Here is a 19,903-nt window from a genome sequence, read left to right on the forward strand (position 1 = left end):
CTTTGTCAGTCGTGCAGGGCGGAAGGCCCGTTCAATTCTTGAATAGCGGATCGAATTCGGCGAGATCCAGGTCGCGCCGTCTACTCTCGGCTTCCAGCTTCTGCTGTTGCGCCGCTTGGAAGCGGTCGAGGTTCTCCTGAGACATATCTTCCTCCAGGGCCCGTGCCGCCGCTTCCAGCTCAACCGCAATCTCGGTCTCGCGCAAAATGGCCATAACGTGCAAAAGCCCCGCCTCAGCCTGGGGAACCCCGGCCGAAGGAAGGGCAAATCTGATCGTTCCCGTGTGCCGAACCAGAGCTTCAATCGCGGCGGAGAAACCTTGATCCATCAAATGGTTCCTGAGCTCGCTGGCGTCAAGGTCCGGATACTGGGAGGCGAGGTCTAACAAGGCCCCCTTCAGCTTGTCAAGCTGACGGTCCGGAATGGCGACCAGCGCCGCCGCTTCGCCGTGGCGGTGCAGCAGATCCGGATGGTTAATAAGGACCGCCAACATCACTTCGAAGGGCAGGCGCCGCACATTGGCGGTCCCCCGTCTGGCGGCCTCGCCCCCAGCGTCGAAATGCTGAAAAGGCATGCCTGGCAGGCGTCCTCCGGCCTGGAACCGGCCCGGCCGGGGCTGGCGTGGCGCGGCGCCGCCCGCCCTGGGGGCATTTTGGGGGGCGAACATCTGGTCCAGCCGGCTCAGGGCCTCGCGCCGGTAATCCTCCTGGACCCCCTTGTCCGCAATGCGCCCGATGGCGCCGAGGAGATCGCGCCGAAAACCTGAGCGCCGCTCGGGGGTATCGAGGGACCGGCCGGCCAGCGTTTCGGTCCACAGTACGTCGACCAGGGGCTGGGCCTTTTCAAGGACCTGCCGCATCGCGCCTGCCCCGCCACCCGCCCCGCCGCCATTGGCGGGTCCCCGGATGAGATCGTCAGGATCCTGGCCTTGCGGCAGCCAGGCAAAGCGGAGCGACAGGCCGGGTTTGAGGAGCGGCAACACCCGCTCGACGCCGCGCGCCGCCGCCTTCTGCCCGGCGGCATCGCCGTCGAAGCAGAGGATCGGCTCCTGCGCGAACCGCCACAGCAGCTGGATATGGTCTTCGGTCAGCGCCGTGCCCAAAGGCGCCACCGCATGGGGAAAGCCACCCTCAGCGAGCGCGATCACATCCATATAGCCTTCGACGACGATGATCTCGTTCTTGTCGCGGGCGGGCTTTTGGGCGTGGTTGAGATTGTAGAGCGTGCGGCCTTTGTGAAAGAGCGGCGTCTCCGGGGAATTGAGGTATTTCGGCTTCTCGTCGCCGAGCGCGCGGCCGCCGAAGGCGATGACCCGGCCTTTGGCGTCCATGATCGGGAACATGACCCGGCCACGGAACCGGTCATAGACGCGGCCCGTATCCTCGTTCTTCACCAGCATGCCGGATTCGAGCGCGATGCTCTCGGGGATGTTTTCCTTAGCGAGCTTGGATTTCAGCGCCTCGAACCCGTCCGGCGCAAACCCTAAGCGAAAGCGCTTGATCGTCTCCGGCGTCAAACCCCGGCGGCGGAAATAGTCGAGCCCCGCGCGGCCGGCGCTCCCACCCAACTGGGATTCGAAGAATTTGGCGGAAAGCTCCATGACGCCGGCCAGCGTGTCCTGGCGTTCGGCGCGTTCGCGGGCTTCCGGATTGTCGCGGGGAATTTCCAGCCCCGCTTCGCCCGCCAGCTTCTCGACCGCGTCGCGGAATTGCAGGCCTTCCGTCTCCATGACGAAGGTGATGACATCGCCATGCGCCCCACAGCCGAAGCAATGGTAATGCGGCTCATCCGGCCCTTCATAGACGTGGAAGGACGGGCTTTTCTCGTTGTGGAAGGGGCAGAGCCCGGTTGCTTGCAGGCCGCGCCGGTTGAGCCGGACGCGGCGCCCTACGACGTCGAAAATCGAGACGCGGCGGCGCAGCTCTTCCAGGAATTGCGGCAGCAGCGCCATGTGAGGCGGCGTCCCTTAGCCGAGCTTCGCCTTCACCAACGCGCCGACTTTGCCGAAGTCCAATTGGCCGGCATAGCGCTCCTTAAGAACGCCCATGACCTTGCCCATATCCTTGATCGAGCTTGCACCCGTCTCTGCAACGATGGCGGCGATGGCGGCCTGGGTATCGGCCTCGGAAAGCTGCTTGGGCAGATAGCGGTTGATGACGTCGATCTCGCCCTGCTCCTTGGCGGCGAGCTCGGGGCGGTTGCCCTTGGTGTACATCTCGATGCTCTCCTGGCGCTGGCGCACCATTTTCTGAAGCATCTCAATGATTTCGGCGTCGGAAATGCCGTTCATGTTGCCGGGGCGGGCGGCGATGTCCTTGTCCTTGATGGCGGCCGTGATCAGGCGCAGGCCGGAAAGGGCCTCGTCCTTGGCCTTCATCGCCGTTTTGACATCATCATTGATCCGCTGCCGCAGCATGGCCGCCACCTGTTTGTTCTGAAGATTGTGGAAAGGTCGGACCATATAGGATTCGCCCCCACGAGTCCATGCGGCTGATTGCTCACAAACCATTGAAAATGCTGACAATTCTTTTCAACAGGCCGCTTGACGCGGGGACTGTCACGGCTTAGAAACTCCCAACTTGCGGCCGGCGCCCGGCGATCCTTAAGCTCAAAGCGGCTGCCCAGGTTGGCCCGCCTCCCATTTCTTGAACTTAAGCAAAGGCCCGCGCATGACCGCCGCGACCAACTCTGCCCACGCGCCCGCTTCTGACGAGACCCCCGTTGCGACGGCCGTCATCGTTCTGGCCGACGGGACCGTGCTGAAGGGCCGAGGCCTGGGCGCCGAAGGAAAGGCCGTCGGCGAGATCTGCTTCAACACCTCGATGACCGGCTATCAGGAGATCATGACCGATCCGTCCTATGCCGGTCAGATCATCAGCTTCACCTTCCCGCATATCGGCAATGTCGGCGCGAACCCTGAGGATGTCGAGACGAGAGCCGTTGCCGCGCGCGGGGCGATCCTCAACCTCGACATCACCGAACCCTCCAGCTGGCGCTCGACCCAAGGCTTCGATGCCTGGCTCAAGGCCAACAACCTTTTCGCGGTGGCCGGAATCGACACCCGCGCCCTCACCCACCGCATCCGCGATGCCGGTGCGCCCAACGGCGTCATCGCCTTCAACAACAAGGGTGAGTTCGACATTCCGGCCTTGGTCAAGGAAGCCAAGGCTTGGCCCGGCCTCGACGGCATGGACCTCGCGAAGGATGTCAGCTGCCGGCAGACCTATCATTGGGAGGGCGGCCTCTGGCAGCTCGATGGCGGCTATCAAAAGGCACCGGCACCCAAATATAAGGTCGTCGCCATCGATTATGGCGCCAAGGATAACATCCTGCGCTGCCTGGCGGACGCGGGCTGCGATGTGACCGTGGTGCCGGCCAATGCCACCACCGACGACGTGCTGCGCCATCAGCCGGACGGTGTCTTCCTCTCCAACGGCCCGGGCGATCCGGCCGCGACCGGTCAGTATGCTGTCCCGGTGATCAAGGACCTGATCGCCAAAGACCTGCCGATCTTCGGCATCTGCCTCGGCCATCAGATGCTGGCACTGGCGCTCGGCGGCAAGACCTCGAAGATGCATCGCGGCCATCGCGGCGCCAACCATCCGGTGAAGGACCTCCAGACCGGCAAGGTCGAGATCACCAGCCAGAATCACGGCTTCGAAGTCCAGGCGGACAGCCTGCCGAAGGATGTCGAAATCACCCACCGCTCGCTCTTCGACGATTGCGTCGAAGGGTTGGCGATGAAGTCAAAGCCGGTCTTCTCGGTCCAATACCACCCGGAAGCCTCCCCCGGCCCGCAAGACAGCCACTACCTCTTCCACCGCTTCGTCGAAAACATCGCGAAGTCGAAGAAGAAGTGATGATGGCGGCACGAGAGAAATCCGGGACATACCCCCCTCCCCACCCCTCCCCCTCAAGGGGGGAGGGAGATCAGACCGATTCCAGCCGAGCTATCGAGTCCTCTCCCCCCTTGAGGGGGAGAGTTAGAGAGGGGGGTGCCTCTCCGCTGGCACAGGCCGCAAGCAAGAAGCTGCGCAGCAACATGACCGAAGCGGGAAAGAATTTGTGGCGCCTGCTGCGGCGAAAGCAATTCGCCGGCTTCCGGTTCCGCCGCCAGGCCCCGATCGGCCCTTACGTCGTCGACTTCTTCTGCCCGGCCGCCAAGCTCATCATTGAGCTAGATGGCGGCCAGCATGCCGACCGCATCGAACACGATCAACGACGAACTGACTATCTGACGCGCGCGGGTTATCGCGTGCTGCGCGTCTGGAACAACGAACTCAACGAGAATGAACAAGGCGTTCTGACGATCATCGGTCAGGCGCTCGGATTGGACGAGACCCATCATGCCCAAACGCACTGACATCAAATCGATCCTCATCATCGGCGCCGGGCCGATTGTTATTGGGCAGGCTTGCGAGTTCGACTATTCGGGCGCACAGGCGTGCAAGGCGCTGCGGGCTGAAGGGTACCGGGTCATCCTGGTGAACTCGAACCCGGCCACGATCATGACCGATCCGGACCTTGCCGACGCAACTTATGTCGAGCCGATCACGCCGGAAGTCGTGGCGAAGATCATCGAAAAAGAGAAGCCGGACGCGGTGCTGCCGACGATGGGCGGGCAGACGGCGCTCAACACGGCGATGGCGCTGCATAAGTCGGGGAAGCTCACGGAACTCGGCGTCGAGCTGATCGGCGCCAATGCCAAGGCCATCGACATGGCCGAAGACCGCTTCCTGTTCCGCGAGGCGATGGACCGCATCGGCCTCGAAAGCCCGCGCGGTCGCCAGGTGGAGAGCATGGACGAAGCGCTTGAGGCGCTCGATTATGTCGGCCTCCCCGCCATCATCCGGCCGAGCTTCACGCTGGGCGGTACCGGCGGCGGTATTGCGCCGACCAAGGAAGATTTCATCCGCATCGTCGAAGGCGGCCTCAAGGCCTCGCCGGTCGGCCAGGTGCTGGTCGAGGAATCGGTCCTCGGCTGGAAGGAATATGAAATGGAAGTCGTCCGCGACAAGGCGGACAATTGCATCATCATCTGCTCGATCGAAAACATCGACCCGATGGGCGTCCATACCGGCGATTCCGTGACCGTCGCCCCGGCGCTGACGCTGACCGACAAAGAATACCAGATCATGCGCAACGCCTCGATCGCGACGCTGCGCGAGATCGGCGTCGATACCGGTGGTTCGAACGTGCAGTTCGCCGTCAACCCCGATACCGGCCGCCTCGTCGTCATCGAAATGAACCCGCGCGTCTCGCGCTCGTCCGCTCTGGCATCGAAAGCGACCGGATTCCCGATCGCGAAGATCGCCGCGAAGCTCGCCGTCGGCTACACGCTGGACGAGCTCAAGAACGACATCACCAAGGTGACGCCGGCTTCGTTCGAACCGACGATCGACTATGTCGTCACCAAGATGCCGCGCTTCACCTTCGAGAAGTTCGCCGGCGCCGAAGCGGTTCTGTCGACCTCGATGAAGTCGGTCGGCGAAGCGATGGCGATCGGCCGTTCGTTTGCAGAATCACTCCAGAAAGCGCTGCGCTCGATGGAGACAGGCCTCAACGGGCTAAATGAGGTTGCGCTGGAAGGCGAAGACAAGCCGACCATTCTGGCGCAGCTTGCCAAGCAGACGCCGGACCGCCTGCTGGTCATCGCCCAGGCCCTGCGCCAGGGTCTCACCGTCGCCGAAATCCAAGGTGCGTCGAAGTTCGACCCCTGGTTCATCCGCGAGGTCGAGAAGCTGGTGAAGGTCGAGGCCGAGGTGAAGGCGAACGGCCTGCCGCAAACGAAGGCGGGCCTCCTGCGCCTCAAGAAGATGGGCTTCTCGGATGCGCGCCTCGCGCAGCTTGTCGGCAAGAAGGCGGCCGAAGTGACCGCGCACCGGCTGAAGCTCGACGTCCATCCGGTTTATAAGCGCATCGATACCTGCGCCGCCGAATTCGCCTCCGACACGCCCTACATGTATTCCTGCTATGAGGGGAACGGCCTGGAGCCGGCCCAGTCGGAAGCCAAGCCCAGCGCGCGCAACAAGGTCATCATCCTTGGTGGCGGCCCCAACCGTATCGGCCAGGGGATCGAGTTCGACTATTGCTGCGTCCACGCCGCCTATGCGCTGAAAGAGGCCGGCGTCGAGACCATCATGGTCAACTGCAACCCGGAAACCGTGTCGACCGATTACGACACGTCCGACCGCCTCTATTTCGAGCCGCTGACGGCCGAGGACATGATCGAGATCGCCCGTGTCGAGCAGAGCCAGGGCAAGCTCTTGGGCTGCATCGTGCAGTTCGGTGGGCAGACGCCGCTGAAGCTCGCCGCGGCACTCGAAGCCGCGAACATCCCGATCCTCGGCACCTCGCCCGATGCGATCGATCTCGCCGAAGACCGTGAACGCTTCCAGCAGCTGCTGCATACGCTGAAGCTGCGCCAGCCCAAGAACGGCATCGCGCGCTCGACTGAGGAAGCCGAAAAGATCGCTGGCGAGATCGGCTATCCGGTCGTCATCCGCCCCTCCTACGTGCTGGGCGGCCGCGCTATGGAAATCGTGCATGAGATCGGCCAGCTCAGGCGCTATATGCGCACCGCCGTGCAGGTCTCCGGTGACAATCCGGTCCTCATCGACTCCTATCTTGAAGATGCGATCGAGGTCGATGTCGACGCGCTCGCCGATGGCAGCGACGTCTATGTCGCCGGAATCATGGAGCATATCGAGGAAGCCGGCATCCATTCCGGCGACAGCGCCTGCTCGCTGCCGCCGCACACCTTGCCGCTGCAGGTCATCTCTGAACTGCGCCGCCAGTCGGAGAGCCTCGCCAAGGGGCTCAATGTCGTCGGCCTGATGAACGTTCAGTTCGCCATCAAGGGCGCCGACATCTATGTGCTCGAAGTCAACCCGCGCGCCAGCCGCACGGTGCCCTTCGTCGCCAAGGCGACCGGCCTCCCCATCGCCAAGATCGCCGCCCGCGTGATGGCCGGTGAGAAGCTGAAAACCTTCAACCTGAACACCAGCCTGCGCCATCATGTGGCGGTCAAGGAAGCGGTCTTCCCCTTCGCCCGCTTCCCCGGCGTCGACATCATCCTCGGCCCGGAAATGCGCTCGACCGGCGAGGTGATGGGGCTCGATTCCAACTTCGCCCGCGCCTTCCTCAAGGCCCAGCTGGGTGCCGGCCTCAATCTGCCCAAGAGCGGGACCGTCTTCATCTCGGTCAAGGACAAGGACAAGCCGGCGATCGTCCCGGCGACCAAGCGCCTCCTGGATATGGGCTTCGACGTTTGCGCGACCCCAGGTACCGCCGCCTACCTCCGGAACCAGAACCTCAACGTGCGCGCGATCAACAAAGTTCATCAGGGATCGCCCCATATCGTCGAGGCGATGCAGCGTGGCGAGATCAAGCTGGTCTTCAATACGGTCGCCGGCAACAAGGCGGTCGGCGACAGTTTCAGCTTGCGCCGGGCGGCCCTGATGGGACAGATTCCCTATTACACGACCTTGTCGGGTGCCCTGGCGGCGGTCGATGCGGTTGGTGCCCTGGCTGCGGGGGAGCTTGCAGTCGCGCCCCTGCAATCGTACTTTAAGAGCTGAACCGGAGAAGTGGCCGTCAATTGTTAACGGCCTACCGGGGTTTTTACCTCGGTCCCACTGGACAAGTCAGGCTCACCGGGTAGCGACGCGTTTTCCCCGCCGGGAATGCCGCCGCGCCCGAGGGGTTGTTTTGCTTTTTTGCTGTGGATTTGACCATGTCGAAGATTCCGATGACCGGGGACGGGTTTACCCGCCTCGAAGAAGAGTTGAAGCAGTTGAAGACGGTCGAACGGCCGGCGGTGATCCGCGCCATCGCGGAAGCGCGCGAGCATGGCGATCTCTCTGAAAACGCCGAATACACCGCGGCGCGTGAGCGGCAATCGTTCATCGAGGGCCGCGTGATCGAGCTTGAGGACAAGATCTCCCGCGCCGAGATCATCGACGTCTCGAAGCTGACCGGCAAGCAGGTCAAGTTCGGGGCCACGGTGACCCTCATCGACGAGGATACCGAGGAAAAGACCGTCTACCAGATCGTCGGTGAGGACGAGGCCGATATCAAATCGCGCCGCCTCTCCATCTCGGCGCCGCTGGCGCGGGCGCTCATCAACAAGACGGTCGGTGAATCGGTTGAGGTGACGACGCCGGGCGGTTCGAAATCCTACGAAATCGCCAAGGTCCAGTTCAAATAACGGCCCTTTGCCCTGCCATGAACGGCCGCTGCGGACATCTGCTTCGCGCGGCCGTTTTCGTTTTAGCAGCCTTGATGCCCGGCGCCGCTTTCGGCGATGCGCCCCCCTATGTGCTGGCGATGAGCTGGCAACCGGGCTTTTGCGCCAGCGATGCCGGGGCGGTCAAAGCTGAATGCGCGGGCGGTATCAAACGCGAGCTGACACTGCATGGCCTCTGGCCCAATGCCGACCGCAACGGCGACGGCCGAATGGACGAGGCGGATGACTATTGCCTGGGTCCCGACCGCGCGCGGCTGATGCGGCTCGACAAGGGCGACTGGCGGCGTCTGCCCCCGGTCGACCTCGACCCAGACCTTGAACGGCAGCTTGCCGACATCATGCCGGGGACCCGCTCGCACCTGGAGCGGCACCAATGGGTGAAGCATGGGAGTTGCAGCGGCCTCTCGCCCCAGACCTACTTCGCGACGGCGATCGCCCTCGGAAAAGGGGTGAAAACGGGTGCCTTCGGGGGGCTTTTCGGGGCCAAAGCGGGGCAGAAAATCAGCCGAAACGGGATACTTTCTGTCTTCAGCACGACATTCGGAGCGGGGGCGAGCCGCGCCTTGCAGCTGGTCTGCCGCCGCGCGGACCTCGTCGAGATCCGCCTCCACCTCAAAGGCACCGGCTCCCTGCCCGACGCCCTCGATACCGGCGCCCGCGCCAGGGGCAACTGCCCCGCCACCATCTACATTGCGCCCTGAAAAGCAAAACCCCGCATGCCTTGCGGCAGCGGGGTTTCGTCAGCGGCGGGCCCGAAAGGGCCGCCAGCGGATTACATCGCCGGGCTGGCGAGTTCGCCGTCATAGAGCGAGAGCAGCGCCTTCACTTCGTCGGAATCGCAACCCTTGTTCCAGACCAGCACGCGGGCGTCGGTCTTGGCGGCTTCGATCAGCGTCAGACGCTCACCGGCCGGGATTTCGTAGTTGATCTTCTTGTCGATGTAGGTCGAGACCTTGCTCCAGGCCGCCGGATCCAGCGTCGTCTCGGTGCAGAGCTCGTGGGCGCGGATCGCCTGGTGATACTGGCTGTAGATCGCGGTCTGATCCTGAGCGGCGGCGAGGCCGGCCACACCCAGAACGCTGCCCGCCACCAGAGCGGCCGCCGACAGGCGGATCACGATACGGTTTGACATGGTAATTATCCCTCTTTTGAGCGCATGGAACGCAAAACCGGCCCTAGTCTCGTGCGACCGGCCCGAGAATTCAACAGGAATTTGCCGAAATACCCGTGCGGTAACGCGTTGGGCGTAGACAAAGTTCCCGGCCGCAAACGGGAAAATCCCCCTTCGCGACGGAGCCTGGCAGGCCGACTCGGCCGGCGCCGGTATGATCGGCCGAAAACCGACCTTAGCCGAGGTATCCATGCGCCGGACCACACGATTCCGTCAACTGATCGACCAGCCGGAGATCCTGGTTCTGCCCGGAGCGCATGACGCCCTGTCGGTGCGCCTCATCGAGCAGGCGGGCTTCGAGGCGTTCACCGCCGGCGGCTATGCAGCGACCGCGAGCCTGCTCGGCGCCCCCGATATCGGACAGCTGGGCCTTGCTGAAATGGCTGACCATTACGCGCGCCTCTGCGACACGACCCCCCTCCCCGTTCTGGCCGATGCCGATACGGGCTACGGCTCGCCGATCGGGGTCGGGCGGACCATCCGCGCCTATGAGCGCGCCGGGGTCGCGGCGCTTTTCATCGAAGACCAGGTAGCACCAAAGCGCTGCGGGCATATGGAGGGCAAGCGGGTCATCCCCGTCACCGAGATGGTGGCCAAGATCAAGGCGGCGACCGATGCCCGGATCGATGGCGATCTGGTGATCATGGCGCGAACCGACGCCCGCGCGATCGAGGGGCTGGATGCCGCGATCGAACGCGCGCAGATCTACCGCGAGGCCGGCGCCGATCTCATCTTCGTCGAGGCGCCTCTGACACCCGACGAGATGGCGCGCATCTGCAGCGAGATCGCAGCGCCCTGCATGGCGAACAATGTCGAGGGCGGCAAGACGCCGCTGCTCTCCGCCGATCAGCTTGAGGATATCGGCTATGCCTGCGTCGCCTTCCCGGTCGCGGCCACCTATACCATCGCGCATGCGCTGCGCCGGCTCTACACCGCCTTGCGGGAAAGCGGCGATACCGGCAGCCTGCAAGCCGAGATGCTGAACTTCGCTGCGTTCCACGACATCGTCCGCTTGCCGGCCTTGCGCGAATCAGAGCGCGCCTGCGAGGGCTTTGCCCGCGATCTCATGGAGCGCCTGGCATCGGATGGCAGGGACTGACGCCTAGCGCCGCTTCACCGGCTGTATATCCGGAATCTGCAGCCGGTCGAAATCGTCGTAGGCCTCGGTCGAGACAAAGGAACCGGCCGGATCGGCCCCGCGCGACAAGGGCAGGATGGCGAACTCATAGCTGTTCACCCGCCCATCCGTGTAATGCAGATGATTGACGCCGATCACCGGGCAGCGCTCGGCATGAACGAAGCGGTAGCAATCGGACCAGTCGAGACTGTCGCGGGCGCTGTAGACCAGTTCGTCGAGATAGCGGCCGCTGAAATCCTGGCGGCTGAAATCGGCGACCGCCGTGCCGACCAGACGAAAGAGAACCCGGAACGGCTCTGGCTCGATATCGCCGACCAGCAGGAACGGCAGCACGTCGCGGATCGCTGCGGGATCGATCTCGGTCCGCTGAATGGGAACGCCGTCGCGCAAGGTCCCTTGCCAATAATCGAAGAGGCGCGCCGTCGAGGGAAAGCGCGCCTGCTCTGAATCCGCGAAGCGATGAACGCCTTCCGGCAAATCGGTCATGGCACCTCCTTGAGGTCCACGCCAAGACGCGCTGCCCAATCGACAAGCCGCGCGCGGTTGACGCCGAAATCACCGTATCCATAGTTGGAGCGGCTGTAGATGGCGATGTCGGCATGAGCCGCATCGACCGGGATGACCGCCACATTCACCGTGTCGGGAAAGCGGAAGATGAGCGAGCGCTGCACGAAGACGAAGCGCAGGCCGTCCTCGCTGCGTTGAACGAGTTCTGTGCGATCGGCCGCAGGAAGCGCCGTTGCGACTTTCTCGGCCAACTCTGCGGCCGGCATTGCCATCCGGCCCGGCTGGAAGTCAGACGGCGCCGCACAGAGCGAGGCCGGACAAGCAAGCGCATCATTCGGCGTGTCGGATCGTGACAGAGTCTCGAATTCGACGAAGCCCGTCTCGGCATCGCAGGCACTGGCGAGCAGGCAAGAGCCGACCACCAATAAATAGAAAATGCGACGCGTGATCGGAGAAATCGGCATGCTGGTTCCGGTAGAAGGCGTAGTTGCGGCCTACATACCCCTTGCCGGCCGGAATGGCCAGAAGGACCAATATCCCATCTATTCCTCGCGGAACGCGCGGTGCCAGGTGTCTGTCAGCGGCGACGTGAAATAGTCGATCGCCCGGCGCGGACCGGTCGCTATCAGCACTTCGGCCGGCATGCCGGGATAAGGTGTCACATTCATGCCCGGCGGCAGGGAAGAGAGATCGAGCTTCACGCGGGCGATGTAATAGGCGACGCCTGAGCGTTCTTCGACCAACCGATCGGCGGAAACCGTCAGCACTTCGCCATCGATGGCCGGGACCCGCCGCTGCTTGTAGGCAAGCAGCTTCACCTCCGCCTTCAAGCCGGCGTGGACGGAGTCGATGTCATCGGTCTTCACCTTCGCCTCGACAACCAGCTGCTCATCCTGCGGCACGATGTCGAGGATCGGCTTGCCCGGCTCGATGACGGCGCCCGGACCGAATACCTGCATGTTGACGATGCGGCCGCCCTGCGGCGCACGCACGTCCATGCGCTTCGACACGTCCTGCAAGGCCGCGAGCTTGCCCTCATAATCCGTACCTTCGGAGAGGACCTGCTGCAGTTCGGCATTCACTTCCGTCGCACGGGTCGAGCGCAGATTCTCAATCTCGATCTTCAGGCCGGCAATCGTATCCGACGCGCGCGCGATATTGGACGTCAGTTCGCCGATACGGCCGCCCAATTGCGCGACGTCGCTTTCGAGGCCACGCAGTCGCGGAATCACGGCGAGACCCTTGGTATAGAGTTCCCGCACACTGACCAACTGCTTCTCGGAAATGGCACGCATTTCCTGGGCCGCCGCGATCTGGCTCTTCAGACCGACAATTTCGTTCTGGGATTCGCCGATCTTCTTTTCGCGCATGCTGGCGCCTTCCTCGTAGGCCGAGGTACGCGCTTTGAAGAGCGCCTGCTGCGACGCGATCAAGGCGGCGACCGCCGGATCCGCCTGGGCAGCTGTCAGCTCGGCCGGGAATTCGATCTCGTCGCGACCTTCCTGCTCGGCTGTGAGACGCGCGATCCGGGCGAGGCGGGAGAAATGCTCCATCTGCAATTGGTTCATTTGCGCGGCGATCTGTGTCGGATCGAGGCGGATGAGAACGTCGCCGGCCTTCACCTGGTCGCCGTCACGCACGAGTATTTCCCTGACGATGCCACCTTCGAGATGCTGGACCGATTTCTTGTTGCTGTCGACAACCACGGTACCGTCGGCGATCGCCGCACGATCCAGCGAGGCCAGCAACCCCCAGGCAAGGAAGCCGCCAAAGCCCAGGAAGACAATGGTTGAGCCCAAGATGACATAGCGCCGAAGCGACGGTTCCGGATAGGTGAGGCCCGGATGGCCGAGTTCGATGACACTCATGATTTCACCAACCTTGCCACGCCCGCGGTGGGCGCCAGGGCACCTTCGGCCTTGCCGGATGCCGTTACCGAGCGCAGCACATCCGCGCGCGGTCCGAACTGCGCCATGCCACCGTCGCGCAACACCAAAAGCTTGTCGCAGATGCCGACAATCGACGGTCGGTGCGTAATGAGAACGATGGTCGTTCCATCCGCTTTGGCCGCCGCCAGCGCATTCATCAACGCCTGTTCGCCGGTCTGGTCGAGATTGGCGTTGGGCTCGTCGAGCACGATGAAGGCCGGGTTGCCGAAGAGCGCGCGGGCAAGACCGATGCGCTGGCGCTGGCCGCCGGAGAGCGAATAGCCCTGTTCGCCGATCTCCGTGTCGTAGCCATGCGGCAAGGTGCCGATGGTTTCATGTACATCGGCGCGCCTTGCGGCCGCGACGACGTGCGCCGGATCGGCCTCGCCCATATGGGCAATGTTTTCGCGCACCGTACCCTCGAGCAGCGAAACCGATTGCGGCAGATAGCCGACGGCCTTGCCGAAGGACTGGCGGTCCCAGTTGACCACGTTCTGCCCGTCGAGATAGACGGCACCCTGGGTCGGTTTCCACACACCGACAAGAAGACGCGCCAGCGTCGATTTGCCGGCTGCCGAGGGACCGATGACCCCGAGAACTTCGCCCGGTTCGAGCGCGAAGGTGATGTTGCGCAGGACGGCGCGATCAGAACCGTTGGGGATGAAACCCAAGCGATCAACCACCAAGCGTCCTTCGGCATTGGTCAGCGCCATACCGGCCGGCCGGTGTTCGACACGCCCGATAAGATCGCGCAGCCGCGTGTAAGCGCCGCGTGCAAAGATCCATTGCCGCCAGCCTTCGATGAGATGATCGAACGGCAGCAGCATGCGCCCCATGATGATGGAGGCCGCGACCATCGTACCGGGCGAGGCCATGCGCTCGATGACCAGGATGGCGCCCGACGACATCATTGTGATCTGCAGCATGTAGCGCAGCGTCTTCGACAAAGCCGACATCGCCCGCGAGCGGCGATTGCCCTCGTCGAGGCCCTGCAGCACTTTGTACTGCGCATGCTCCCAGCGCTTGGCAATCGCCGGCAGCATGCCCATCGCCTGAATGACTTCGGCATTGCGCAAAGCGGCCGAGGTTTGGCCGGTGCTCTTGACCGATGCCTCGTTCGCCTCGGCGAGCGGCCGGCGGGCAACCATTTCCATCGCCAGGCTGAGGCTGACCAGCATCAGGGCGGCACAGATGGCGATGACGCCATAGACCCAATGCAGCATGAAAAGGACAGTCAGGAACAGCGGCACGAACATTGCCTCGAACGGCACGCTGATGGCCGAACTGGTGATAAACTGGCGGAGATCGCCGAGATCGCGCAGCGCCTGACCCGGATGATTGTTGTGGCCATCGAGATTGTCGGCAACCGCCGCCTCGAGCGTTGCCGAATTGAGGCGCCGTGCCAGCCGGTCGCCAAGGACGTGATAGACGCGGCTGCGGATATATTCGAGGCCGCCGAGGAGGATGAGGCCGCCCACCGCAACGACGATCAGGGCCGTCAGCGTATCGAGACTGCGGCTGCCGAGGACACGGTCATAGACCTGCACCATGAAGAGCGGCACGATCAGCTGGCAGATGCAGATGAAGAAAGTGAGAAAACCGACATAGGCAAAGCCACCGCGCAAGGCGCGGACCGCCGCCTCGAACGGATTGATATGCAGGCTGCTCTTGGTCTTGCTGGCGGCCATATTCTAAAGACCCTGCAAGATGAGATGCGCCAGGAACGCCAAGGTCGTCGCCGTCGTCACGGAAGCCCAGACCCACAGCAGCAGCGGCTTGCGCTGGTGCGATTTGTGCTCGACCACGGCGAGCCGTTTGTCGAAACCCTGCATGAGCGTGTCGAAGCGCAACTGGAAGACTTCGATCGCCTGCAGGCGGTGATCGATTTCAGGCAGTGCTTCGTCAAGCTTTTCGAGCGATTGCGCAACACGCTCATTGAGCGTTTGGTCCAGCCCGCCACGTTCCTTGGCGACCGACACAAGTTGCTTGATTTGGCCCTGCAGGCGCTGATCGCGCGCCCGGATTTCGCCGAGGACGGCGGCACTCACATTGGCCGGCGCCGCCGCGCCATTCTGCTTCTTGAGTTCGACCGAGGCGGCACCGTCGGCCGTGAAGGCCGTGACGGAAATGGGCGAGGCCCGGTCGATCTCGCCGATCGCCGGCACATTGGCGACGAACGCATAGCGGCCATCGCCGATCCCGTTCGCGACGAGATCCGGCCGCGGCTGATTGGCCTCCAGGCGCACGATCAACTGCTCGCCTTGACGGATTTCGACGTACAGCCGCTCGGATGGGTCGGTCGTGTTCCAAGCCCAGCCATAGAGCCGGTCCGGTTCGATCGCGTCGATATAGCCCTGGATATGGGCGGCGCCATTGGCTGGCTGGCCTTGCGGGCTCAATTGCGTGACGCTGTCCGCGTTAGCCGACATGGACGGCACTCCCTTCCGATTTCTTTCCCGCACGGCGCGGTTTCGTGGCCGGTTTCTTTGGCGGCGCCGCTTTCATCCTCGACGTCTCGGCGCCCAGCAGGCGGCGATAGAGCGCCACATGTTCGGCGGCACAGGTTTCCAAGGTCCGCCGCGGCGCGATACCGTCCACCAACTCTTCCCACAGGTCTGGCTCGGCCAGCGCCCGCTCCATCGTGTCGGCAAGGGCGGCGGCATCGCCGGGGCGGAAGGTCAGCCCGTCGACACCGTCCGTCACCGATTCAGCCATGCCGCCCATGTTGCTCGCGATCACGGGACGGCGATGAACGAAGGCCTCGTCGATGACGAGGGGCGCATTCTCCCACCACACAGACGGCGTCACGACCCAATCGACGTCGCGCATGAGGCCCGCCATCTCTTCCGCCTGATAGGCGCCATGCCAGCGCACACACCCATCGACCTTGGCCAGCGCCTCTTTGAGGTCGGCCTTGAAGGCATCGCTCTGAAACGGTGCCCCGCCGTGGATGTCGACCCGGAAGCTGCCGGGGCGGCGCTGGTTGAGGAGCCGTGCCGCCTCGAGCAGCACCAGAACGCCCTTGTTGGGATTGAGATTGCCGAAATAGGCGAAACGGTTGCGTCCCTCTTCGCCACGCATTTGCCGATGCGGCGCGATTTGAGACTCGGGCCGCGCATTGCGCATGACGTCGATCCGATCCGGCGCCAGTCCCCAATTGATATAGCGGCGGCGCAGGAAATTGCTGGGCGAGAGGAACCGGTCGACGACGGAGAAATGGGTCTTGATGTGCCGCTCGCGGAGAACGAAATGCTCCTGATCGAGTTGCGGGAAGCAGCGGTGGCACGCGTCGGGCGTCGCCTGCTGGCATGGACGGCGCTCGCCCGTCGTGATCATCTGGCCGTCATGGGCGCAGATGGCGTAATAGTCGTGCAGGGAGAGGACGATCTTCGCCTTCGGGAGAACGCGGCGCACCAGAAACAGGATCTCGACGCCCATCAGCAGAATATGATGGAAGTGGACGATGTCCGGCTTCAGCGTCGTCAACATCTCGCTGAATTCCGGCACGATGCCGTGAAGATCGATCTGCGACAGGTAGAAATTGTCGAAATGGCCGGTCCACATCAGCATTTCATTGCTGCCGGCACCGATCCCCTGGAAGACCGTACCCGGACGCTGCTGCCGATGGTTCTGGTCGACGCAGCCGATGAAGAGTCCGTCGACATCCCCCTGCCGCACCATCTGGCGATGGAGATCGAGCGCGAAGATCTCGGTCCCGCCCGGATGGAGGGCCGGATGATTGTGGCAAAGATGGAGGACCTTGAGTTTCGTCATGCCGGGTTCCGTCGCGATAGTGCGGGCTTGCCGTGTTGAAACACGCAAATGTCCTGATAGTTCTCAGCCGAGCGGCCACTCCAGTGACCGAAGGCGATCGGCCGGGCCAATTGCAGTCCCTGTTCCCGCGCCGTCGCCAGGAGCCAGTCATTGTCATAGGCGACAGCCGCCATCGGATGCGCGCGGTCGGCGATATAGGCAGGACCATCCCCCTCCAGATGGAAAGCGGGCCGCGCCTTCTTCGCTTCAACCAGGCGGCGGTTGCTGCCGTCAAGCACGAAAGCTGTGAGGAAAAGCCTGCCGCCGGGACAAAGGATTCGCGCGGCCTCGCGGAAATAGAAGTCAGTGAAAGCCGGGTCGAGATGCGTCACCACCGACGTCATGAAGATGAAATCGGCGCTTTTGTCGGCGAAGGGCAGATTGCCCGTCTCCGCGAGAGCGCCCGCCGGATTGTAGAGTTCATTATTGAAGTCGAGATGCTGGAAGCGGAAATCGGGATAGATGCCGCTGATATTCTCGCGGCACCAATCGATACCTTCGGCGACGACATCGAAACCGTCATAGGTGCCCGTGGGCGCTTCGAGATATTGGGTGAGCGGCAATGCCATGCGGCCGATGCCGCAGCCGATTTCCAGCACGCGATGCTGTGGCCGCAAACCGCCCAGTTCGACGAAATGGCGCAGGAACTCACAGCCGATCGCCAGAAAGTCGCCATCGCCGACGAAGTTGCGCTCCTGCGGCGGGATCGGCAGGAATCGGTTGCGCCGGATCGATTTGAGCAGCGCCGCGAGAGCCGCCTCTTCCAGCGCTTCCGACTCGGCACCTTGCGAGCGGGTCAAGGCGTTCACGAGACAGCTCCCGCTTCTGCCGCTTCAAAGCGCCCCATCAGCTCGGACATGGATTGATCCCAGCGCCGGCCGGCGAGCCACCGATTGTAGAGACCGGCCACCGAGCGTTGATAGCCGGCATGGCGGTTGATCGATTTGCGCTCGAAATGAAAGAGCGTTGCATCGGGGCAGAAATAGATCTCGCCACCGGCCGCGCGCAGCTTCAGGCAGAGATCGGAATCTTCGTAATCGCCGATGATGTAATCCTCGGTAAAGCCACCGACCGATCGAAAGCTGTCGGCGCGGACCAGCAGCGCCGCACCCGTCACCGCCGGCACGGGACGCGTCGACAGGGCGGGCGCGAAGTCGCGCGGGGCGCCCTTGAAGTAATGCAGATTGAGCCAATGCCCGCCGGCATCGCGGGCAAAGCGCATGCCCGCATGCTGCAGCGACTGGTCGTCGAAAAGGAGGCGCGCGCCGGATGCCACCGCCTTGGGCTGGCCGAGCAACGGCGCCGCCAGCCGCTCCAGCCAGCCGGATTCTTCCGGCACGACATCGGAGTTGAGGAGCAGCAGGAATTTTCCGCGCGCGACGGCCGCCGCCGCATTGTTGGCGGCGGCATAGCCGAAATTCCCCGACATGATGAGGATCGTCAGCGGCAGATCGTAGAGCTGATGCAGGCCGCTCAGGAAATGGACGAGGTCCGCGCGCTGTTCGGGCGAATCGAGCACGTAGATGATCTCGGCGCCGCGCAACGTCGGATCGACCGCGAAGGCGCCGATCTGGAAGCGCAGATAATCCAGATTGCGATAGAGCGGCACGATGATCGAATAGGTGGGGTTGGCGACCTTGGTGCCCAACTCAACGATGTCGGGGGTCTTGCGCATGCCGAGATAATCCGCGTGGAGGCGCGCCGCGGGCGGTGCGATCACCTCGGCAATGGCCTGGGTGGTGAGACATTCGGGCGGCACCGCGCCGAGGATGGCATCGCGCAGCTGCGCCGCGTTGCCGATTGCCGGCCGTGCCAGCACGTCGAGTGTCGCACCGGAGGCGAGATGCAGCTCGATCTTCGCCTGGCCATGCAGACGGCCGGCCGCCGGCAGGAAAGCGGCAAAGCCGTTGGTGAGCGGCCTGCCATCGTAATGCTTGTCGATATCGGGACGCGGGAAGCGCAGCCAGGTCTCGTCGAGCCGCTGCGGTGCCATGCCAGGGCAGGAAAGCTCGGCCCGGACAACCAGCTGATGCGGATCGCGCAGCCAGCCACGCAGGAAGATGCCGCCGGCCCCATCGGAGACGAGAAGATCGATTCCGGCGCCGATGGGCGTCGCCTTGTCATAGATGTCACGCTTGGCCGCCGGCTGCAGCAGTTCCAATTCGCGCAGCAGGATCTCGGCACTGGCATCCAGCGCGGCCGCATCGGCGAGCGCGCGGACGACGAAACCCCGCACGGGTCGCGCCTGCTTCCGGTTGGCGCGCAGCCAGCTGAGGAAGGGAAGATCGGGCAGCTCGCCCACTTTCCACGCCGCCACCTCATGCTCACCCAGGGCCACCAGCAGCGAGCCGGCACGCAGCATGGCGCGCTCAAGCAGGAACAACGTACCGTTGCGGCCGAAGGGCTGCGGCTGGTGCTGGACGGCGCCGATGCCGCGCTCGCCGACGACGAACAGATCCTTGATCGCGCCGAAGCCCGCCGGCAGCGTGCCGCTCGCCAGGGCGAAGCGATCGCTGACGACGGCCTGCGGCTGAAGCGAAGCCGGCGTACCGACGAGATCGCTCGTCAGCGCCCGGCACAGGCGGCCATAGCCGACATCGTGGCGGAGATCGAAGAGATCGCGGCAGACATCGAGCATCTGCCGCATCAGCCGCAAACGGCCGACGGAATCGAGGCCCAGCAGCAAGGCGCCACGCTCGAGCGGTGCAAAATCGCCCGGCACGACAGGGGCGATCACGCCGGTCTCGCGGCTCGAAAGGTCGATGCGGGCGCCGGCCGAGGGATGGAAGATGATCAATTGCCGATTGCCGCCGTCACTGAGGGGCAACGCCACCTTGATGACGGGGGGTGGCAGCGGCTTCCCGCCGCTCTGCACGGCGATGCTACCAGCACCATCGACGATGACGGCACAAAGTCCACCCGGCACCTGGAAGCCCGATGGGCGCAGGGCCGCACTGCCGATCGCGGCCGGAAGCTCTGAACTCTTGTCGATGGGCTGTACCAGCATGCCTTGCGCAACCACCCGATCGGTCCAAATGATCGACAGAAAAATGGCGCCGGAACGTTTGGCCGCTGTCGCGACCGGTTCCGGCGCCACC

General features: G+C 63.7%; 17 protein-coding genes. 6 read left to right on the forward strand and 11 right to left on the reverse strand.

Features of this window, described 5'->3' with window-relative positions:
* Positions 1 to 31: 31 nt before the first annotated feature.
* Both dnaG and ACE3PP_RS20325 read right to left on the reverse strand, forming a co-directional pair.
* Complete coding sequence (gene dnaG / locus ACE3PP_RS20320) at positions 32 to 1,951, reverse strand: DNA primase (RefSeq protein ID WP_374385121.1); 1,920 nt, start codon at positions 1,949 to 1,951, stop codon at positions 32 to 34.
* Between the two features lie 15 nt (positions 1,952 to 1,966).
* Positions 1,967 to 2,416, reverse strand: coding sequence for a GatB/YqeY domain-containing protein (locus ACE3PP_RS20325; protein WP_374385122.1), 450 nt, complete (start codon positions 2,414 to 2,416; stop codon positions 1,967 to 1,969).
* A 253-nt stretch (positions 2,417 to 2,669) separates the two neighbouring features.
* Between ACE3PP_RS20325 and carA the strand changes: the two genes are divergently transcribed.
* The 5 genes from carA (at position 2,670) to ACE3PP_RS20350 (ending at position 8,949) form a co-directional block, all read left to right on the forward strand.
* Entirely contained in the window at positions 2,670 to 3,860 is a 1,191-nt protein-coding gene (carA, locus tag ACE3PP_RS20330) for a glutamine-hydrolyzing carbamoyl-phosphate synthase small subunit (protein ID WP_374385123.1), read from the forward strand.
* A gap of 182 nt (positions 3,861 to 4,042) precedes the next feature.
* Positions 4,043 to 4,363, forward strand: a complete 321-nt coding sequence (locus ACE3PP_RS20335) for an endonuclease domain-containing protein (protein ID WP_374385124.1) — start codon at positions 4,043 to 4,045, stop codon at positions 4,361 to 4,363.
* Complete coding sequence (gene carB, locus ACE3PP_RS20340; RefSeq protein ID WP_374385125.1) at positions 4,347 to 7,580, forward strand: carbamoyl-phosphate synthase large subunit; 3,234 nt, start codon at positions 4,347 to 4,349, stop codon at positions 7,578 to 7,580. Before ACE3PP_RS20335 ends, carB begins: the two co-directional genes overlap by 17 nt.
* A 155-nt stretch (positions 7,581 to 7,735) precedes the next feature.
* Positions 7,736 to 8,209: a transcription elongation factor GreA gene (gene greA / locus ACE3PP_RS20345; RefSeq protein ID WP_374385126.1), complete on the forward strand. Its 474-nt coding sequence runs from the start codon at positions 7,736 to 7,738 to the stop codon at positions 8,207 to 8,209.
* Between the two features lie 74 nt (positions 8,210 to 8,283).
* Positions 8,284 to 8,949: a hypothetical protein gene (locus ACE3PP_RS20350; protein ID WP_374385127.1), complete on the forward strand. Its 666-nt coding sequence runs from the start codon at positions 8,284 to 8,286 to the stop codon at positions 8,947 to 8,949.
* A gap of 71 nt (positions 8,950 to 9,020) precedes the next feature.
* Here ACE3PP_RS20350 and ACE3PP_RS20355 read toward each other — a convergent pair whose 3' ends face one another.
* The gene (locus tag ACE3PP_RS20355) at positions 9,021 to 9,380 is read right to left on the reverse strand and encodes a hypothetical protein (protein ID WP_374385128.1); all 360 of its coding nucleotides are present in this window, start codon (positions 9,378 to 9,380) and stop codon (positions 9,021 to 9,023) included.
* 229 nt (positions 9,381 to 9,609) lie between these two features.
* Here ACE3PP_RS20355 and ACE3PP_RS20360 point away from each other — a divergent pair, with 229 nt between their 5' ends.
* Positions 9,610 to 10,518, forward strand: coding sequence for an oxaloacetate decarboxylase (locus ACE3PP_RS20360; protein WP_374385129.1), 909 nt, complete (start codon positions 9,610 to 9,612; stop codon positions 10,516 to 10,518).
* A 3-nt stretch (positions 10,519 to 10,521) separates the two neighbouring features.
* Here ACE3PP_RS20360 and ACE3PP_RS20365 read toward each other — a convergent pair whose 3' ends face one another.
* The 8 genes from ACE3PP_RS20365 to ACE3PP_RS20400 form a co-directional block, all read right to left on the reverse strand.
* Positions 10,522 to 11,043 (reverse strand): PAS domain-containing protein, encoded by a 522-nt coding sequence (locus ACE3PP_RS20365; protein WP_374385130.1) that lies wholly within the window; start codon positions 11,041 to 11,043, stop codon positions 10,522 to 10,524.
* Positions 11,040 to 11,528, reverse strand: coding sequence for a DUF1499 domain-containing protein (locus ACE3PP_RS20370; protein WP_374385131.1), 489 nt, complete (start codon positions 11,526 to 11,528; stop codon positions 11,040 to 11,042). Before ACE3PP_RS20370 ends, ACE3PP_RS20365 begins: the two co-directional genes overlap by 4 nt.
* 78 nt (positions 11,529 to 11,606) lie before the next feature.
* Positions 11,607 to 12,932, reverse strand: coding sequence for an HlyD family type I secretion periplasmic adaptor subunit (locus tag ACE3PP_RS20375; RefSeq protein WP_374385132.1), 1,326 nt, complete (start codon positions 12,930 to 12,932; stop codon positions 11,607 to 11,609).
* Complete coding sequence (locus tag ACE3PP_RS20380) at positions 12,929 to 14,680, reverse strand: type I secretion system permease/ATPase (protein ID WP_374385133.1); 1,752 nt, start codon at positions 14,678 to 14,680, stop codon at positions 12,929 to 12,931. Before ACE3PP_RS20380 ends, ACE3PP_RS20375 begins: the two co-directional genes overlap by 4 nt.
* Before the next feature lie 3 nt (positions 14,681 to 14,683).
* Positions 14,684 to 15,421 carry a hypothetical protein gene (locus ACE3PP_RS20385; protein ID WP_374385134.1) on the reverse strand — a complete coding sequence of 246 codons (738 nt, stop codon included), beginning with the start codon at positions 15,419 to 15,421 and terminating at the stop codon, positions 14,684 to 14,686.
* Positions 15,411 to 16,766, reverse strand: a complete 1,356-nt coding sequence (locus tag ACE3PP_RS20390) for a glycosyltransferase family 4 protein (protein WP_374385135.1) — start codon at positions 16,764 to 16,766, stop codon at positions 15,411 to 15,413. Before ACE3PP_RS20390 ends, ACE3PP_RS20385 begins: the two co-directional genes overlap by 11 nt.
* The gene (locus ACE3PP_RS20395) at positions 16,763 to 17,614 is read right to left on the reverse strand and encodes a class I SAM-dependent methyltransferase (protein ID WP_374385136.1); all 852 of its coding nucleotides are present in this window, start codon (positions 17,612 to 17,614) and stop codon (positions 16,763 to 16,765) included. The genes ACE3PP_RS20390 and ACE3PP_RS20395 overlap by 4 nt, the downstream gene beginning before the upstream one ends.
* The gene (locus ACE3PP_RS20400) at positions 17,611 to 19,902 is read right to left on the reverse strand and encodes a glycosyltransferase family 2 protein (protein WP_374385137.1); all 2,292 of its coding nucleotides are present in this window, start codon (positions 19,900 to 19,902) and stop codon (positions 17,611 to 17,613) included. Before ACE3PP_RS20400 ends, ACE3PP_RS20395 begins: the two co-directional genes overlap by 4 nt.
* Position 19,903: the final 1 nt, after the last annotated feature.

The organism is Dongia sp. (genome assembly GCF_041910485.1).
Taxonomy (GTDB): domain Bacteria; phylum Pseudomonadota; class Alphaproteobacteria; order Dongiales; family Dongiaceae; genus Dongia.

Coding starts and splice junctions, on each gene's coding strand:
- ACE3PP_RS20375 (WP_374385132.1), bottom strand. CDS start 12,932: ATGAGTGTCATCGAACTCGGCCATCCGGGCCTCACCTATCCGGAACCG.
- ACE3PP_RS20355 (WP_374385128.1), bottom strand. CDS start 9,380: ATGTCAAACCGTATCGTGATCCGCCTGTCGGCGGCCGCTCTGGTGGCG.
- ACE3PP_RS20370 (WP_374385131.1), bottom strand. CDS start 11,528: ATGCCGATTTCTCCGATCACGCGTCGCATTTTCTATTTATTGGTGGTC.
- ACE3PP_RS20380 (WP_374385133.1), bottom strand. CDS start 14,680: ATGGCCGCCAGCAAGACCAAGAGCAGCCTGCATATCAATCCGTTCGAG.
- ACE3PP_RS20365 (WP_374385130.1), bottom strand. CDS start 11,043: ATGACCGATTTGCCGGAAGGCGTTCATCGCTTCGCGGATTCAGAGCAG.
- ACE3PP_RS20360 (WP_374385129.1), top strand. CDS start 9,610: ATGCGCCGGACCACACGATTCCGTCAACTGATCGACCAGCCGGAGATC.
- greA (WP_374385126.1), top strand. CDS start 7,736: ATGTCGAAGATTCCGATGACCGGGGACGGGTTTACCCGCCTCGAAGAA.
- carA (WP_374385123.1), top strand. CDS start 2,670: ATGACCGCCGCGACCAACTCTGCCCACGCGCCCGCTTCTGACGAGACC.
- dnaG (WP_374385121.1), bottom strand. CDS start 1,951: ATGGCGCTGCTGCCGCAATTCCTGGAAGAGCTGCGCCGCCGCGTCTCG.
- ACE3PP_RS20390 (WP_374385135.1), bottom strand. CDS start 16,766: ATGACGAAACTCAAGGTCCTCCATCTTTGCCACAATCATCCGGCCCTC.
- ACE3PP_RS20325 (WP_374385122.1), bottom strand. CDS start 2,416: ATGCTGCGGCAGCGGATCAATGATGATGTCAAAACGGCGATGAAGGCC.
- carB (WP_374385125.1), top strand. CDS start 4,347: ATGCCCAAACGCACTGACATCAAATCGATCCTCATCATCGGCGCCGGG.
- ACE3PP_RS20350 (WP_374385127.1), top strand. CDS start 8,284: ATGCCCGGCGCCGCTTTCGGCGATGCGCCCCCCTATGTGCTGGCGATG.
- ACE3PP_RS20385 (WP_374385134.1), bottom strand. CDS start 15,421: ATGTCGGCTAACGCGGACAGCGTCACGCAATTGAGCCCGCAAGGCCAG.
- ACE3PP_RS20335 (WP_374385124.1), top strand. CDS start 4,043: ATGACCGAAGCGGGAAAGAATTTGTGGCGCCTGCTGCGGCGAAAGCAA.